This window comes from Kitasatospora sp. NPDC001261 (assembly GCF_042896795.1).
Lineage (GTDB): Bacteria > Actinomycetota > Actinomycetes > Streptomycetales > Streptomycetaceae > Kitasatospora.
On sequence record NZ_JBIAXP010000008.1, the window covers coordinates 174,748 to 190,605 of the forward strand.

Below are 15,858 nucleotides of genomic sequence, written 5' to 3' on the forward strand. Positions count from 1 at the left end.
TGCCAACTCCCGGGCTCGGCAGTCATGGTGATGAGACGTCAGCAGACTACAGGCACATCGACCGTGGCCGGGACCTGCCCGCTCCAGAAGCCCTCGACGTCGAAGGAGACGTGCACGGTGGACCCGCACGGCACCGTGCTGGAGATGCCGTCGACCCGCACGGTGGAGACCTGGAACACGGTGCGGCCGTTCACGGTGCCGAGCGAGGCCCCGCCGGTCACGTTGGCCGACACGTGGGTCACCAGCTCCTTCGGCGCCGGCGGCCACGGGGTGCCCGGGGACGGCGGGCCGGCCAGGCCGATCTTCCCGTAGACCGCGACGCTGTCACCCGTCACGTCGGCGCAGGCGTAGGTGGCCAGGCCGGCCTGCAGGCTGGAGTAGCCGCAGGTGGTGACGGTGGCGGTGGTGGTGGCGGCGGCCGGGGTCGCGGCGATGGCCGGGACGGGGGCGGCGAGCAGGGTGACGGCGCCGGCGGCGATCCAGGTGGCGCGACTCATGCGGTTCATCGGTGCCTCCTCCTTCGGAGGGTATGAGGACGGACTGGGAACAGGTGACGTGGTACATATGACATTTCATAGGCCCACGACAGAAACTTTGACATGCGATTCCTCGGCCATGAGGCGGATTTACCCTCGGAAGTCAGGTGTCGACCGAAACTGAACCTTCGATGGCGCAATCAGCGCCGGACAGTCGAACGGGCGCCCCCATCCAGGGGACGCCCGCGTGGAGCCCGGGTGAACCGTTTCCGAACGCCCCCGGAGCCGCCTTCGAAGCCGCCGCCGAGCCGCTTCCTAACCGCCGCCGCCGGCTCAGCCCAGCGAGCCGCGCAAGGCGTCGACCCGGGCCACCGCCTCGCTGAAGGCGTGCCGGTCCAGGCGGCCGTCGTCCAGGGCGGCGGCCAGCGCCTCGGCGGCCTCCTCGCCCTGCCGGGGGTCGCGCCCGGAGCAGAGCATCAGGTCCATCCCGGCCGCCGCGGCGGCCAGCGCGCGGTCACCGGGGCCGCCGTACGGGGCCAGTGCGTCCGCCTCCATGGCGTCGGTGACGGTCACGCCGTCGAAGCCGAGCCGGCCGCGCAGCTCGCCCTGGATGATCGCGTGCGAGAACCCGGCCGGGTGGTCCGGGTCCAGCGCCGGGTAGATCGCCCAGGAGGCCATCACCAGGCGCACGCCCGCCGCGATGGCCGCCCGGTACGGGGCCTCGCCGCGGGCGCGGAGCTGCGACAGCGGGACGTTCAGGGTGACCGGGCTCTCGTCGGTGTTCGCGCCCCGGGGCGCGGCGCCGAGACCGGGGAAGTGCTTGGCGGTCGCGGCCACGCCGAGGCCCTGCTGGGCGGTGAGGAAGGCGCTGCCCAACTCCGCCACCTTGGCCGGGTCCTGGCCGAAGGAGCGCTCGGAGTGGTCGATGAAGTTGTCCGGCGTGTCGTAGACGTCGAGCACCGGGGCGAGGTTGAGGTTCAGCCCGGCGTCGGTGAGGGTCCGGGCGGCGCCGGCCCCGGACTCCGCCGCCGCGGCGACCGGGTTCGCCGCCAACCCGACACGGCGGGCGGAGAGTTCGGGCGCACCGGGCAGTCGGCGGACCTTGCCGCCCTCCTGGTCGGTCATCAGCAGCAGCGGGCGCGGATCCGGCGCCTCGGCGGCGGCCTGCTTCAACTCGCCTATAGCCTGCGCGAGTTGCTCCGGGCTGGTGATGTTCTCACCGAACAGGATCACCCCGGCGGCCCGGCCCTCCCGGATCGCCTGGAGCGTCGTGGCCGACGGTGTCGGGCCCGGGTACGACAGCACGACCCGCCGCCCGGCGAGCACCCGGGAGTCCTCCTGCCCCAGGTCGGCCATCGCCGCGGTCCTCTCGTCCGGTGCACCCGGGACGTCCGGGGCACCCGGGGCACCCGGAGCGCTCGGGGCACCGCGCGGCGGGGCGGGCGAGCCGAGCGGCACCGGCCCGAGCGCGGCCCCCATGACGGCCAGCACCACCCCGAACTGGGCGACACTTCGGAACAGGGCCATCACGCCTCCCGGTCGACAGGTGACTTCGGCATGTCAACGTACCCAGGGGTGCGGCGCGGCATTCCCCCATACACCGTATTCATCCGATAATCCGACTCAATCTCCGCGAGGTGACGCCTCTCCGCGGACCAGCCGGCCCAGGACGGCCACGCCCTCGGCGATCTCGGACACCGAGCCCGCCGCGTAGCCGAGGACCAGGCCGGGCGGGTGCGGCAGCCGGGCGTGCCAGGACAGCGGCTGCACCTTGACCCCCTCGGCCAGGGCGGCGGCGGCCAACCCCGTATCGGTACGGCCGCATCCCTCCGGGAGCGTCAGCATCAGGTGGAGGCCGGCCGCCGCGCCGTGCACCGTGGCCCCCGGCAGGTGGGTGCGGATGGCGTCGATCATCGCATCCCGGCGGCGGCGGTGGCGGCGGCGCAGCAGCCGCAGGTGCCGGTCGAGGTCGCCGGACTCCATCAGCCGGGCGAGGACCAGCTGGGGCAGCACCGGGTTCCCGAGGTCGGCGAACCGCTTGGCCTCCAGGACGGCGTCCCGCAGCCGGTCCGGGACCAGCAGCCAGCCGGTGCGCAGCGCGGGGGCGAGCAGCTTGGAGACGCTGCCCGCGTAGCAGACCCGATCCGGCAGGACCGCCCGCAGGGCCGGGACGGGCGGACGGTCGTAGCGGTGCTCGGCGTCGTAGTCGTCCTCGATGACCAGGCCGCCCTCCGCCGCCCAGCACAGCAGTTCGCGGCGCCGTTCGCCGCCGAGCACGACACCGGTCGGGAACTGGTGGGCCGGGGTGAGCAGGACGGCCGGGGCGCCGGTGGCGCGCAGCGCGTCGACCCGGACGCCCTCGGCGTCGACCGGGACGGGCGGGGTGGCGGCGAGCCAGTGGGCGAGGTGCTGCCGGACGCCGACCGAGCCCGGGTCCTCCACCGCGACCTCGTCGATGCGCGCCCGCCCGAGCGCGCGGCCGAGCAGGGCGAGCGCCTGGGCCGTACCGGCGACGATCAGCACCTCGTCGGGGTCGGCGCGGATGCCCCGGTTGCGGGCCAGCCAGTGGGCGACGGCCCGGCGCAGGGCCGGGGTGCCGCGCACGTCGCCGTAGCCGAGGTCGGACGCGGCGAGGCCGTCGAGGACGGCCCGTTCGGCGCGCAGCCAGGCGGCGCGGGGGAAGGCCGCGAGGTCGGGCACGCCGGGGGTGAGGTCGATCCTGGCGGGGGCGCCGCGCAGCCGCTCGAAGACCTCGGGGTCGGGGTCGTCCCGGAACAGCGCGGGCGCCTGGCGGGGCGGCCGCGCCGCGGGCACCTCCCCCGGTACGACGGCGGCCGTGACCGGTACGGCGGTGGCCGCGACCACGACCGTGCCGCCCCGCCCGCGGCCGGCGACCTGCCCCTCCTCGGCGAGGCGCCGGTAGGCGTCGGTCACCACCCCGCGGGAGACGCCGAGTTCGGCCGCCAGCACCCGGCCGGCGGGCAGCCGGGCCCCGACCGGGAGCCGCCCGTCGGCGACGGCCTCGCGCAGCCGGCGGGCGAGCCAGTCGGTGAGGCCGCCGGGCGGAGCCTCGGTGGTGTCGAGCTGGAGGAAGTCGGCGCCGGCCTCTTTGGACCGGTCGGATGCCTCGGCTTTGGACCTGTTCACCGGACCATAGTGGCGGCGAGGGTGGGGCCATGACCACGGAAACGACGGCGCCCGCGAACGCGGCGGCGCCGGAGCACGGCCCCGACCACGGCCCCGACTACGTCCACGGCTACTCGGAGACCGAGGCCCGGCGCCTCGGCGACCAGGCCGACACCCTCGCCGAACTGCTGCACGCCGGCACGGCCTACCCCGCGGGCAGCCGGGTGCTGGAGGCCGGTTGCGGGGTGGGGGCGCAGACCGTGCACCTGCTGGCCGCCAGCCCCGGCGTGCGGCTGACGGCGGCCGACCTCTCGGCGGACTCGCTGCCCCAGGCCCGCTCCCGGGTGGCCGCGCAGGCACCCGCAGCGGACGTCACCTGGCACCACGGCGACCTCCACCGACTGCCGTTCCCGGACGGCTCCTTCGACCACGTCTTCCTCTGCTTCGTGCTGGAGCACCTGGCCGACCCCGCCGCCGGGCTGGCGGCGCTGCGCCGGGTGCTGCGGCCGGGCGGGACGATCACCGTGATCGAGGGCGACCACGGCTCGGCGCTCTTCCACCCGGAGACCCCGGCGGCCCGCCGCACCGTCGACCACCTGGTCCGGCTGCAGGCCCGGGCGGGCGGCGACGGCCTGCTCGGCCGCCGCCTCCACCCGCTGCTGACGGAGGCCGGGTTCGCGCGGGTGACGGTCCGCCCGCGCACGGTCTACGCCGACGACGCCCGGCCCGCCCTGGTGGAGGGCTTCACCCGCCGGACCTTCGTCGCGATGGTCGAGGCCGTCCGGGCGGAGGCGCTGGAGGCCGGACTGAGCACCCCGGAGGCCTTCGACCGGGGCATCGCGGAGCTGCGCCGCGCGGCCGAGCCGGGCGGGACGTTCCACTACACCTTCTTCAAGGCGGTGGCGGCCCGGCCGTAGCGCGGGCCCGCCGGGACCTGCTCCTGCCGGAGCGGGCCCCGCGGGCGGGGTCGTGGACGGGGGTCACGATCGCGCCCGCGGGGCCCGCCTGGGAGCCAAACCCCGACCGCGCTACTCCGGACTGTCCCCGAGGTCCGCCAGCAGGGTGCGCATCGCCTCGACGAGCGCCGTCCGCTGCGCCTCGTCGAGGCCCGCCAGCATGCGGTACTCGGTGGCGAGGTGGTCGGGCAGCGCGCGGTCGATCAGGTCCCGGCCCTCGGGGGTGAGGGCGACCTCGCGGCTGCGGCCGTCCTGGTCGCTGCGGGCGCGGGTGACGAGTCCGCGCGCCTCCAGCCGGTCCAGCCGCTGGGTGATGGCGCCGGAGGTGACCATCGCGGACCGCATCAGGCCGGTGGGGGTGAGGCGGTAGGGCGGGCCGCTGCGCCTGAGGGTGGCGAGGACGTCGAAGGAGGCGGCGTCCAGCCCGTGCTCGGCGAAGGTGCGGTTGAGCGCCGTGTCCACCAGCCGGTAGAGGCGTTTGAGCCGGCCGAACACCTCCATCGGGGAGACGTCCAGGTCGGGGCGCTCGGTGCCCCATTGCGCGACGACGCGGTCCACATGATCTGCCACGGGTTCAGGGTAGGCGATCCCGACCACATTCCTTAGCGCTGAGGTAACCGTGAGCCATGTCACTCACTCGATGCGGTGAAGAATGCCTTAGCGCTGAGATACATTGCCTTAGTGCTAAGAAATCGCCTCGCCCTCGTCCTGGTGACGGCCCTCGCCCCGGCGGTCTGGGGCACGACCTACCTGGCCACCACCGAACTCCTGCCGCCCGGGCGCCCGCTGCTCGCCGCCGTCATCCGCTGCCTGCCCGCCGGACTCCTCCTGATCGCCCTCACCCGCCGCCTGCCGCAGGGCAGTTGGTGGTGGCGCTCGCTGATCCTCGGCGCGCTGAACATCGGGGTGTTCCAGGCGCTGCTGTTCATCGCCGCCTACCGTCTGCCCGGTGGCATCGCCGCCACCGTCGGCGCCGTCCAACCCCTGGTCACCGCCGGGCTCTCGGCCCTGGCCCTCGGCGACCGGCTCACCCTGCGCACCGTGCTGGCCGGGATCGCGGGCGTCGCCGGCGTCAGCCTGCTGGTGCTGCGGGCCGACGCCGAGCCGGACGCGGTCGGGGTGGCCGCCGCGCTCGGCGGTGCCGTGGTGATGGCCGCCGGCATCGTCCTCTCCAAGCGCTGGGCCTCCCCCGCGCCGATGCTCGCCACCACCGGCTGGCAGCTCACCGCCGGCGGACTGCTGCTGGTGCCGGTCACGCTCCTCACCGAGGGCGCCCCACCGTCCCACTACAGCCTTGCCAACGTGCTCGGCTACACCTACCTCTGCCTGATCGGCGCGGCCGTCACCTACGTGCTCTGGTTCCGCGGGCTCCGCGCCCTGCCGCCGACCTCGGTCTCCTTCCTCGCCCTGCTCAGCCCGGTCGTCGCCACCCTGCTCGGCTGGCTGGCGCTCGGCCAGGACCTCAGCCCGCTCCAGGCGCTCGGCGCCCTGGTCGTGCTCGGCTCGCTGCTCGCCGCCCAGATCCAACGGCCGCGCACCGCACCGGAGTCCGCGCCCGGAGCCGGGCCGACGGCCGCCCCGCGGCCCGTCCGCGAGAACGCCTGACCCCGCCCTGCCCCACCCTTCCCACCCCTTTCCCACCACCTCCAGGGAGTACCCCATGCGCATCACCGTGTTCGGCGCCACCGGCAACGTCGGCCGCCGGGTCGTGGCCGAGGCCCTGTCCCGCGGCCACCACGTCACCGCCGTCGTACGGGACCCGGCGAAGCCGCACGACCTGCCGCCCGCCGTCACCCTGGTCGTCGGCGACGCCCGGGCGCCCGAGGACGTCGCCCGGATCGCGGCCGGACAGGACGCGGTGGTCACCGCCACCCGCCCGGCGCCCGGCAGCGAGCACGAGCTGGCCATCGCCACCAAGGGCCTGCTCGCCGGGATCGCCGGCACCGGCGTGCGGCTGCTGGCCGTCGGCGGCGCGGGCAGCCTGCTCGTCCCGGGCGGCGGCGGGACCACCCTGGTCGAAAGCCCCGGCTTCCCCGACGCGATCCGGCCCATCGCCCTGGCCTGCGGCGAGCAGCTCGACCTCTACCGCGCCGCCGGCCCGGACACCGACTGGACGTACCTGAGCCCGGCCGCGCTGCTGGAGCCCGGCGTGCGCACCGGCCGGTTCCGGACCGGCCGCGACGAGCTGCTGGTCGACGCCGACGGCACCTCGGCGATCTCCATGGAGGACCTCGCCGTCGCACTCCTCGACGAGACCGAGCGGCCCGCCCACCGCCGGTCCCGCTTCACCGCCGCCTACTGACCACCTGCCCATCCACCTGACCACCCGAGGCCCTGGCACCCCCGCCCCGGCGGGGGTGTACTCAGCACCACCCCGAAGACGGCAGTGGGGGTGATCGATCGTCAGGCCGGGGCCGGACATGATCGTTCCTGTGACCGAGACCGTGACCAAGACCCCGGCCCAGAACCAGAACCAGACCCGGAGCAAGGCCGGGAGCCGGCCCGCCGAGACCGCCCCGCGGCGCGCCCGGCGCAGCCGCCGTGCCGTGCTGGCCGTCGCCGCCGCCGTGCTGGCCGGCCTGGCGGCGCCCGCCACCGCGGGGGCCGCCACCGGGCGTGACCCGGGCGACGCCGACCCGGCGCCCGCCCGGTACACCCACCAGAGCCTGAACTGGCAGCCCTGCGCCCAGCAGCCCGCGCTGGACTGCGCCGCCATGACCGCCCCGCGCGACTGGCACCACCCCGGCGTCGGGGCCGACCTGACCATCGCCGTCTCCCGGCACCGCGCCACCGACCCGGCCAAGCGCAAGGGCACCCTGCTGATGGCGGCCGGCGGCCCCGGCGGCTCGGGCCTGCTGCGCCCGGCCGGGCTGGCCGGCGCCGCCCCGGCGCTCGGCGCCGCGTACGACGTCGTCGGCTTCGACCAGCGCGGGGTCGGCGAGAGCACCAAGGCGGTCTGCCAGACCCCGGAGGAGTTCCAGGAGTTCCTGGCCGGCGACTACCGCGACCAGTCCCCGACAGCCATCGACCGGGTCATCGCCAACTCGAAGAAGCTGGTCGCCGGTTGCCAGGAGCGCAGCGGGGACCTCCTCCCCTATCTGACCACCGAGCAGACGGCCCACGACATCGACCTGTTCCGCGGCCTGCTCGGCGAGCGCAGGCTCAGCTACTACGGCCCGTCCTACGCCTCCATGATCGGCGCCTACTACGGGACGCTCTTCCCGCACCGGGTCGAACGGATGGTGCTGGACAGCAACATCGGCTTCGACGGCACCTGGGAGGCCTTCGAGCTGGGCCAGCCGATGAGCTTCCAGCGCCGCTTCGACGAGGACTTCGTGCCCTGGCTCGCGGCCCGGGACGCCACCTACCACTGGGGCGCCACGCCGGAGCAGGTGCGGGCGCACTGGGAGCAGCGGCGGGCCGCGCTGCACGACTCCCCCATCGTCGAGGGCCCGGTGACGATCGGCCCGAACCAGCTGGACAGCCTCACCATGTCGGCGATCTACCGGGCGGCCAACTTCCCCGACCTGGCCGGGATCCTGGCCACCGTCGACGACTGGCAGGGCGCCGCTCCGGCGACCAGGGCGGCGGCCGCGAAGGCCTTCAACAGCTACCTCAGCCCGGAGTTCCTCGCCGAGTACTTCGCGGTGACCTGCAACGACACCCCGTGGACCAGGGACCTGGGCAGCTGGATCGAGCGCGGCGCCGAGAACACCGCCCGCTGGCCGCTGGCCGGGGCCCGGACGCTCGCCTTCAGCGCGGTCTGCGCCGCCTGGCCGGTCGCCCCGGCGCCCAAGGTCACGGTGACCGGCGCCCACCTGCTGACCACGCTGATGCTCAACTCGGTGCACGATCCGGCGACCTACTACGAGGCGGCGCTCGGCGCCCACCGCGCGCTGCGCGGCTCCAGGCTGGTCACCGTCACCGGGAGCGGCGACCACGGCCAGTACCCCACGTCCAACACCTGCGTCAGCGCGGTGGTCGAGCGCTACCTGCTGGACGGCACCGCACCGGGGCGCGACCTCACCTGCCCCTCCCCGCAGGCCGGTTGAGACCGGCCGCCGGTCAGTTCCGGGGCCGCGCCCGCAGTCTGCCCCGGAGCCAGGCGAAGCCGACGGCCAGCCCGGCGAAGCCTCCGACGGCGAGCTTGATCCCGGCCTTGGCGACGATCCAGCCGACCCACGGGACGCCCCACCCCAGCCAGTGGAACACGGCCAGCAGGACCGCGGCGCCGAACAGCGCCGCGAGCAGGGTGACCACGACGGCGGCGGCCCGTGAGAGCTCCCGCGGGCCGTCGGCGTGCTCCCCCGCGGCCGTGCCGTCCGGGTCGGCGGTCGGGTCCTTCGTCATCTCGTTCGTACCCCCCTCAGTCATGAGGGCGATGATACGGCGTCAGCGGTAGGCGTGGTGGGTGTCCCCGACGTGCTCGCCGGTCTCGTCGTCGGGGAAGCTGACGGCCATGGTGACGCGGTACTCGTGGACGTCCTCGCGGTGTCCCGGCACCCGCGCCCAGGCCAGCGAGTGCACCTCGGCCTCGGGGGCCTGCCGGCACCAGGCGGCGGCCTCCTCCAGGACGCCGGCGGGGGACCGCCCGGTGCACACCACGGCCGTGTACGCGGCGACCGCGACGTCCCCACCGGAGCGGCGGGTGCGCGACACCGCCCGGACGGCCGCGGCGGCCTGGGTCAGGTCACGGGCCAGGTCGTCCACCACCCGAGGGGGAGCCGGCAGGACGACCGTCCCCTCGGCGAGGGTCTCCGGCAGGTTCGGGCTCACGGTCTGGACCTCCATCCGCATCATCACGCGGCACAGCATGCCGGGCAGTCATTCCTGGCATGCCCATTTTCACCAGAACGTCACCCGTCCAGGGCCGAGTCGGGGTCGTGCCCTGGCGTCCCGACGTCCTTCCTGGTAGTGGCGCCACCGACGCCCTCCGACGTTCCAGCAGGTCAGCAGGGGCGGCAGCAGGCGGCGCCGGGGGGCCCGAAACGCCGCGGACGCACCACCCCCGTGCCCCGAACCGCCGGTCCGGCGCCCGGGAGCGCCCGTCCCACTGGTATTGGCCTCCCGGCCAACTCTCCGTACCAGAACGGGAGTTGCCGCCGGGTCGCGGTCGGGAGGCGGTAGGCGGCGCAGGCGGCCGGACGGCACGGCGCCCGGCCGCACCCCCGCTGAGGTGCCGAGTTAACCCCTCGGAGGGCTCCGGTCCGCCTCCCGGTCACCCTGTCCCTGTCAGATCGTCGTGATACTAATCGTGGCGGCGGCGGGCCCGGTCCTCGGCTGGACGGGCACGATGACGACAGCTCAACCGTTCCGGAAGGGTCCGGACGGCAACGGGGAGGGGCAGCGGATGACGGTGCGGATCGGCAAGGCCAAGGACGGGCGGAAGGTCCGGATAGGCAAGCGGGTCACGGGGACGGCGGCGGCCTTCGCCGCGCTGGCCGCGCTGACCGGCTCTCAGGTGACGGGCATCGGGCTCGCCCCGGCCGCGGTCGCCGACGCCGGTCCGGCGAACGGCGCCGCCGATCAGGGCGCCGGCCGCTACCTGCCCGGCGGCGGCCCCTCGACGGACCTCCCCGGCACCTTCGGCACCGGCGTGCCGGCCGACGGCGGCGGCACCGTCCAGCTCCCGCAGCCTCCCGGCACCCTGCCCGGCCTGCCCTCGGCCGGCCCGTTCGCGGCCACCGGCCCCGCGCTGCCCGCCACCGTGCTCGCCGCCTACCGCCAGGCCGAGGCCTCGCTGGCGCAGCGCTCGCCGGGCTGCCACCTGCCGTGGCAGCTGCTCGCCGCGATCGGCCAGGTCGAGTCCGGCCAGGCCAACGGCGGCCAGGTGGACGCCGCCGGCACGACGCTGACGCCGATCCTCGGCCCGGCCCTGGACGGCAACGGCTTCGCCGCGATACCCGACAGCGACGGCGGCCGCTACGACGGCGACGCCCGCTGGGACCGCGCCGTCGGGCCGATGCAGTTCATCCCCTCCACCTGGGCCTCCTGGGGCGTGGACGCCAACGGCGACGGCAAGGCCGACCCGAACAACATCTTCGACGCCGCCGAGAGCGCCGGCCGCTACCTGTGCGCGGGCGGACGCGACCTCGCCGACCCGGCGCAGCTCGACCGGGCGATACTCAGCTACAACAACTCCGGCGAGTACCTGCGGACGGTGCGCAACTGGATGGCGCACTACGGCAGCGGCACGGTGACCACCGTCCCGAACCGTCCGGGCTCCCCGGTGCCGCCCGCCCCGCTGCCCTCGCCGTACCTCCCGGGCCTGCCCACCGGCGGTTCGGGCACGGGCACCGGCGGCACGCCCAGCACGGAGCCGCAGCCGCCCGCACCGGTCACGCCGACGCCGGACCAGTCGCCGAGCCCCCAGCCGACGACGACCCCGAGCGCCACCGCCACGCCCACGCCCGGCGGTTCGACCTCGCCGTCGGCGACGCCGACGACCACCCCGAGCGGCGGCGCCTCCCCGACGGCGACGCCGACCGGCACGCCCACCACGACTCCGACCGGTACGCCCACGGGTACCCCGACCGGTACGCCCACCAGCTGCCCGGACCCGACGGCCACCCCCACCGGCACGCCCACCCCGACGGGCTCCCCGTCCCCGGCCGCCACGCCCACCGGCACCCCGACGGCGACGCCCCTCCCGGGCTGCCCCACCCCCACCCCGACCGCGACGGACACCCCGAGCGGCGCGCCCAGCACCACTCCCAGCGCCGCCTTCTCGCCGTCGGCCGCCCCGACGAAGTGAGCAAAGGGGCGCGGTTCCTCCTGAGGAACCGCGCCCCGCTCAACCGGCGCTGCCGGTCACTGCCTCACGGCCGCGCGCCGTTGTCCGCCCCGACCGCCCGGAAGCGCTGGGCGACGACCGGCGTCCCGTCGTCGACGACCGGGACGCGCCCCATGACGCCGGCAGCGCCGGGCACCCGCCGCAGCGGGTCAGAGGTGCTTGACCAGCTCCGGCATCAGGTCCTGGAAGGTCCGCCCGCTGGCCGGCTGGCCGATCGCGGTCATCTGCCAACCCGTGGCCGTGCGCTGCACCTTGGCCATGACCTGGGCGGTGTACGGGCCGCCGGCGGTGAGCGTGTAGCGGGCCAGCTCGACGCCGGTGGTCTCGTCCACCAGCCGGCAGAAGGCCGCCTCGACCTCCTGGAAGGTCTGCCCGGTGAAGGAGTTGACGGTGAAGACGATCTGGTCGACCTCGGCGGAGACGGCGGTCAGGTCGACCGTGATCGACTCGTCGTCGGTCGCGTCGCCCGCGCCGCCGACCAGGTTGTCCCCGCTGTGCCGGACCGAGCCGTCGTTGCTGTTGAGGTGCTGGAAGAACACCACGTCCACCGGACGCCCCTGGGCGAACAGCACCGCCGAGGCGTCCAGGTCGATCTCCCGGCCGGCGGCGAGCAGCTTGGCGAAGAAGCCCTTGCGCTCCGCCGCCTTCCAGCCGAGGCCCATCCGGACCAGGCTCAGTTGTCCACCGCCCGGCTTCTCCAGGCTGATCTTCTGTCCCTTGGCCAGCGAAACGCTCATCGCGTCCTCCTCGTTCTGCCACCGCCCGTGCCGCGAATCTACAGCACTGTAGAGAATTTATGATCATCGACGGCGCCCTGCGAGCACCCCTACCCCGAACTCCCCCGGACCTCACCCCGACAACGGTCCGCACACTGAGGGAACCGGCGGTCAGACGTCTGGCGTAGCCGTGGACCGCGACCGGACGACCGGGGCGGCGCACGGTCTAGGGTCGGCCCCGGGACCGCCGCCGGCAACCACGGCGCGCCGTCCGCGCACCGATCGCCGTACGTCACGACCCACCGTGCTCACGACCCACCGTGCTCACCACTCGCAGTGCCCACGATCCACCGTGCTCACCACTCGCAGTGCTCACGACCGTTCCCGGGCCAGGCCGACCCGCGCCGGCCCGCTCACGCTGGGGGGACCACCATGCCCGAGCAGCACGAAGGAACCGAACAGCACACCACCCCCGAACGCCCGGGGGGATCCCGCCTCGGCCGCCGCAGACTGCTCCGGGCCGGCCTCGGCGCCGGCGGCGCGCTGGCCACCGTCCGGCTGCTGAACGGCGGCGCCGCCTGGGCCGCCGGGCCGCCGCCCGCACCGGCCGCGGCCGAGGACTACGGAAACTCGGAGTACCAGGGCCAGTGGCCCACCTCCCACCTGGCCGCCGCCCCCGGGACCGCCGCGCAGACCTGGCCGGACTGGGCCCGCTACGCCCGCATCGCCGACGGCACCTTCAACGAGCCCGCCGACATGCAGAGCGCCGTGGACGCCCTCAAGGCGCAGGAGGTCAGCGTCATCGAGCTGGACACCCTGCTCTCCGACTGGCTCACCGACGCCCAGTTCGCCGCGCACATGGCCGAGGTGAAGCAGTTCACCGGCCTGGCCCACGCCGCCGGCCTCAAGGTCGTCATGTACTACCCGTCGCTGGAGCTGATCTCCCCCGGCGGTGAGAAGGGCCGCTCCTTCTACAAGAACGACCAGGGCAAGAACTGGGTCCAGCGCGACCTCGCCGGCAAGCCCAACGTGTTCTACGGCAGCGTGGTGGTCTGGGTCGACCCGGGCGACGAGAGCGTCTGGCTCAGCCCCAACTCGCCCTGGCGGGACTACTACCTCAAGCGGATCAAGGGCGTGGCCGCGACCGGCGTGGACGGCATCTGGCCGGACGTCCCGATCTACTTCGACGGCGTGCAGACCTGGTGCGACGCCTCCACCTGGGGCGCCGCCGCGTTCAAGGCCGACACCGGCCTCGCCCTGCCCACGGCCGCGAACTTCGCCGACCCGGCCTTCCGCCGCTACGTCGAGTGGCGCCACCGCAACCTGCTCCAATTCCAGCTGGACATCGCCGACGCGGGCCGCTCGGTCAACCCCGACCTGGTCACCTTCGTCGAAACCGTGTCGATGGACTACCGCTACGCCACCTCGATCGGCCTGGACGGCGGCTACCTGCGCCAGGCCCCCGGCGCCGTCAGCCAGGTCTGGGAGGTGGACATCCTCGGCAACTACGACGGCATGCGGCACGCCACCGCCTCCGACTGGGTCTGCCTGATCTCCATGTACAAGTACGCCCGCGCCGCCAGCGGCACCAAGCCGGCCTGGGCGTTCTCCTACGGCTGGCAGGCCGACGACGCCTCGCTGGTGATGTCCCAGCTGATCGCGGCCGGCTGCAACCCGTACGAGGTGAAGACCCCGTTCAAGAACGACACCGTGGACGCGGCGATGCGCACCCGGATGTACCGCTTCGTGCGCACCAACCAGACGAAGCTCTACGACCCGGCCTCGATCGCGCAGGTCGGCGTCTACCACTCGGCGCCGTCCCGGGACTACGTGGCCCCGGGCGAGGGCAACGGGATGTACGTCAACGCCAAGGCCCCGGCCGGGATCGCCGACTGGTGGGGCGGCGACGACCCGCAGATGAGCTGCGCCTCGCTCCCCTGGCTCGGCGAGTTCCGGGGAACCGTCAAGGCGCTGGTCTACGCCCACGTCCCGTTCGACACGGTGTCCAGCCCCGGCCTGACCGCCGACGACCTGGCCCGGTTCAAGGTGCTGCTGCTGCCCAACCTCCAGGCGGTCTCGGACACCGAGGCGGCGCTGCTGCGCGGCTTCGTCTCGGCCGGCGGAACCATCGTGATCACCGGCCCGGCACCCACCGCGCTGGACGAACTCGGCGGCCAGCGCACCGAGTTCGCGCTCTCCGACGTGCTCGGCCTGCGCAAGGCCGACCCGCTTCCCACCGGCAAGCGGAACTCCTACGGCAGCGGAAGCTGTTGGTACGTCAAGGCACTGCCCGGGCTGAGCTACCTCACCAAGACCGACCAGGCCTCGGCGGACCAGCTGCTCACCGCCGTCCAGCAGGCCGCCCCGCCGGCGGTCACCCTCGCCGGGGACCGCCGGATCTTCCTGGACGCCCGGCGGCTCGGCGCCGACACCGTCGTCCACCTGGTGAACTTCACCAACTTCGGCGACACCCCGGCGGCGTTCCGCAGCGCACCCGCCAACTGCACGCTCTCCTACGCCCTCCCGGCCGGGGCGGGCGTCACCGCCGTCACCGTCGCGAGCCCGGACGGCACCGACCCGGCGCCCAAGGCCGTCCCGTACACCGTCACCGGCGCGACGGTCAGCGTGCCGCTGACCGTCGCCCAGTACTCGGTGGTGACGATCACCACCGCCTAGCGGTTTCCAGGGGCCTGGATGCGCCAGAGGGCGGCGGGGTTGGCCTCGCCGCCCGGGGCGGACTCGAAGGCGATCCACTGCCCGTCCGGGGACCAGCTCGGCGCGCCGTCGTAGGCGGTGTCGTCGCGGGTCACCCGGACGGGAGTGCCGCCGCCCGCGTCCACCACGAAGACCTGGGCGTTCGGCAGGTCGCCGAGGTTGGAGGAGAAGACCAGGAAGCGGCCGTCCGGGGACCAGCTCGGGTCGGTGTGCTCGCCCGGCGCGTCGGTGACCCGCCGCAGTCCGCCGCCGTCCGCGTCCACCGTCCACAGCGACCAGTCCTCGCGGCCCGCGCTCCGCCGCTGGAAGACGATCCGGTCGCCCTTCGGGGACCAGTTCGGCTGCCGGTTGTCGGATCCGGTGCCCCGGCCGTCCACCAGCAGGACGGGCGCGCCGCCGCCGCGGCGGACCTTCCAGAGCGAGTCCTGCTCGGCCGCGTCGTCGTGCACCGCGGCGTGCTCCGGCTCCCAGCTCTGCTGGAAGACGATCCACTCGCCGTCCGGGGAGAAGCTCGGTTCGCTGTAACCGCTGCCGTCGGCGTGGCTGGTCACCCGCTCAGGGGCGCCGCCCGGCTTCATCAGCCAGACCTCGTCGTGCCCGGACTCCCGGTCGGTGGCGAAGGCGAAGGCGTCGGCGGCGGCGTTCCAGCTACTGCCGGGGAGGTTGACGGCCGCCTTGTCGGGATCCTCCAACACCGTACGCGGCGCGCCGCCGTCCAGCGGCAGGACGCCAAGGGCGGCGGCGCCCTTGTTGTAGCCCCCGCTGAACTCGGTCAGCAGCACCGAGCGGCCGTCCGGGGCGAAGGCCGGGTTCTGCGCGCTGTGGCCGCCCCCGGCTCGGTAGAGCAGCCGGGCACCGTCGGCGCGGCGCTCGGCCCCACTCGGGGAGGTGCCGCTCGGGGCCGCGCCGGTCGACGACCCGCCGGCCGACGGCGCACCCGTCGGTCCGGGCGCCGGCTCCTCCTCGGAACCGGAGCCCGAGCTGCCGCAGCCGGCCAGGAGCACGACGGCAGCCAAGACCGCCGGGAGCATGCGAGTCCTCATGCCCCACAAGCTAGTTGACGAACTGTCAGTTGT

14 protein-coding genes are annotated in these 15,858 nt (G+C 74.6%); 6 read left to right on the plus strand and 8 right to left on the minus strand.

Features of this window, described 5'->3' with window-relative positions; genetic code table 11:
- Positions 1-38: 38 nt before the first annotated feature.
- From ACFY4B_RS13535 to ACFY4B_RS13545, 3 genes are all read right to left on the minus strand, one after another.
- Positions 39-506 (minus strand): hypothetical protein, encoded by a 468-nt coding sequence (locus ACFY4B_RS13535; RefSeq protein WP_387967870.1) that lies wholly within the window; start codon positions 504-506, stop codon positions 39-41.
- A 303-nt stretch (positions 507-809) separates the two neighbouring features.
- Entirely contained in the window at positions 810-2,003 is a 1,194-nt protein-coding gene (locus ACFY4B_RS13540; RefSeq protein ID WP_387967872.1) for a glycoside hydrolase family 3 N-terminal domain-containing protein, read from the minus strand.
- Positions 2,004-2,099: 96 nt separating this feature from the next.
- Positions 2,100-3,623 (minus strand): PLP-dependent aminotransferase family protein, encoded by a 1,524-nt coding sequence (locus ACFY4B_RS13545; protein ID WP_387967875.1) that lies wholly within the window; start codon positions 3,621-3,623, stop codon positions 2,100-2,102.
- A 29-nt stretch (positions 3,624-3,652) separates the two neighbouring features.
- Here ACFY4B_RS13545 and ACFY4B_RS13550 point away from each other — a divergent pair, with 29 nt between their 5' ends.
- Positions 3,653-4,519 (plus strand): methyltransferase domain-containing protein, encoded by an 867-nt coding sequence (locus ACFY4B_RS13550; protein WP_387967877.1) that lies wholly within the window; start codon positions 3,653-3,655, stop codon positions 4,517-4,519.
- A gap of 111 nt (positions 4,520-4,630) precedes the next feature.
- Here ACFY4B_RS13550 and ACFY4B_RS13555 read toward each other — a convergent pair whose 3' ends face one another.
- The gene (locus ACFY4B_RS13555) at positions 4,631-5,128 is read right to left on the minus strand and encodes a MarR family winged helix-turn-helix transcriptional regulator (protein WP_074004989.1); all 498 of its coding nucleotides are present in this window, start codon (positions 5,126-5,128) and stop codon (positions 4,631-4,633) included.
- Positions 5,129-5,239: 111 nt separating this feature from the next.
- Here ACFY4B_RS13555 and ACFY4B_RS13560 point away from each other — a divergent pair, with 111 nt between their 5' ends.
- The 3 genes from ACFY4B_RS13560 to ACFY4B_RS13570 all read left to right on the plus strand — a co-directional run bounded on the left by ACFY4B_RS13560 (position 5,240) and on the right by ACFY4B_RS13570 (position 8,610).
- On the plus strand, positions 5,240-6,163 hold the full coding sequence (locus ACFY4B_RS13560) for an EamA family transporter (protein WP_387967881.1): 924 nt from the start codon (positions 5,240-5,242) through the stop codon (positions 6,161-6,163).
- A gap of 55 nt (positions 6,164-6,218) precedes the next feature.
- Positions 6,219-6,860 (plus strand): NAD(P)-dependent oxidoreductase, encoded by a 642-nt coding sequence (locus ACFY4B_RS13565; protein ID WP_387826349.1) that lies wholly within the window; start codon positions 6,219-6,221, stop codon positions 6,858-6,860.
- 130 nt (positions 6,861-6,990) lie between these two features.
- Positions 6,991-8,610, plus strand: coding sequence for an alpha/beta hydrolase (locus tag ACFY4B_RS13570; protein ID WP_387967884.1), 1,620 nt, complete (start codon positions 6,991-6,993; stop codon positions 8,608-8,610).
- Between the two features lie 13 nt (positions 8,611-8,623).
- Here the strand turns inward: ACFY4B_RS13570 and ACFY4B_RS13575 are convergent, their stop codons facing one another.
- Positions 8,624-8,932 carry a hypothetical protein gene (locus ACFY4B_RS13575; RefSeq protein WP_380777468.1) on the minus strand — a complete coding sequence of 103 codons (309 nt, stop codon included), beginning with the start codon at positions 8,930-8,932 and terminating at the stop codon, positions 8,624-8,626.
- An 18-nt stretch (positions 8,933-8,950) separates the two neighbouring features.
- Entirely contained in the window at positions 8,951-9,361 is a 411-nt protein-coding gene (locus ACFY4B_RS13580; protein ID WP_143204668.1) for a hypothetical protein, read from the minus strand.
- A gap of 490 nt (positions 9,362-9,851) precedes the next feature.
- Between ACFY4B_RS13580 and ACFY4B_RS13585 the strand changes: the two genes are divergently transcribed.
- Positions 9,852-11,312, plus strand: a complete 1,461-nt coding sequence (locus tag ACFY4B_RS13585; protein WP_387967886.1) for a lytic transglycosylase domain-containing protein — start codon at positions 9,852-9,854, stop codon at positions 11,310-11,312.
- 188 nt (positions 11,313-11,500) lie between these two features.
- On the opposite strand, the gene ACFY4B_RS13590 is transcribed toward ACFY4B_RS13585, so the two are convergent.
- Entirely contained in the window at positions 11,501-12,088 is a 588-nt protein-coding gene (locus tag ACFY4B_RS13590; protein WP_049656177.1) for a TerD family protein, read from the minus strand.
- A gap of 411 nt (positions 12,089-12,499) precedes the next feature.
- On the opposite strand from ACFY4B_RS13590, the gene ACFY4B_RS13595 reads away from it, so the two are divergent.
- The gene (locus ACFY4B_RS13595) at positions 12,500-14,743 is read left to right on the plus strand and encodes a hypothetical protein (protein ID WP_387967889.1); all 2,244 of its coding nucleotides are present in this window, start codon (positions 12,500-12,502) and stop codon (positions 14,741-14,743) included.
- Here ACFY4B_RS13595 and ACFY4B_RS13600 read toward each other — a convergent pair.
- Positions 14,740-15,825 (minus strand): hypothetical protein, encoded by a 1,086-nt coding sequence (locus ACFY4B_RS13600; protein ID WP_387967891.1) that lies wholly within the window; start codon positions 15,823-15,825, stop codon positions 14,740-14,742. The genes ACFY4B_RS13595 and ACFY4B_RS13600 overlap by 4 nt on opposite strands.
- Positions 15,826-15,858: the final 33 nt, after the last annotated feature.

Coding starts and splice junctions, on each gene's coding strand:
- ACFY4B_RS13535 (WP_387967870.1), bottom strand. CDS start 506: ATGAACCGCATGAGTCGCGCCACCTGGATCGCCGCCGGCGCCGTCACC.
- ACFY4B_RS13540 (WP_387967872.1), bottom strand. CDS start 2,003: ATGGCCCTGTTCCGAAGTGTCGCCCAGTTCGGGGTGGTGCTGGCCGTC.
- ACFY4B_RS13550 (WP_387967877.1), top strand. CDS start 3,653: ATGACCACGGAAACGACGGCGCCCGCGAACGCGGCGGCGCCGGAGCAC.
- ACFY4B_RS13565 (WP_387826349.1), top strand. CDS start 6,219: ATGCGCATCACCGTGTTCGGCGCCACCGGCAACGTCGGCCGCCGGGTC.
- ACFY4B_RS13575 (WP_380777468.1), bottom strand. CDS start 8,932: ATGACTGAGGGGGGTACGAACGAGATGACGAAGGACCCGACCGCCGAC.
- ACFY4B_RS13585 (WP_387967886.1), top strand. CDS start 9,852: ATGACGACAGCTCAACCGTTCCGGAAGGGTCCGGACGGCAACGGGGAG.
- ACFY4B_RS13590 (WP_049656177.1), bottom strand. CDS start 12,088: ATGAGCGTTTCGCTGGCCAAGGGACAGAAGATCAGCCTGGAGAAGCCG.
- ACFY4B_RS13595 (WP_387967889.1), top strand. CDS start 12,500: ATGCCCGAGCAGCACGAAGGAACCGAACAGCACACCACCCCCGAACGC.
- ACFY4B_RS13600 (WP_387967891.1), bottom strand. CDS start 15,825: ATGAGGACTCGCATGCTCCCGGCGGTCTTGGCTGCCGTCGTGCTCCTG.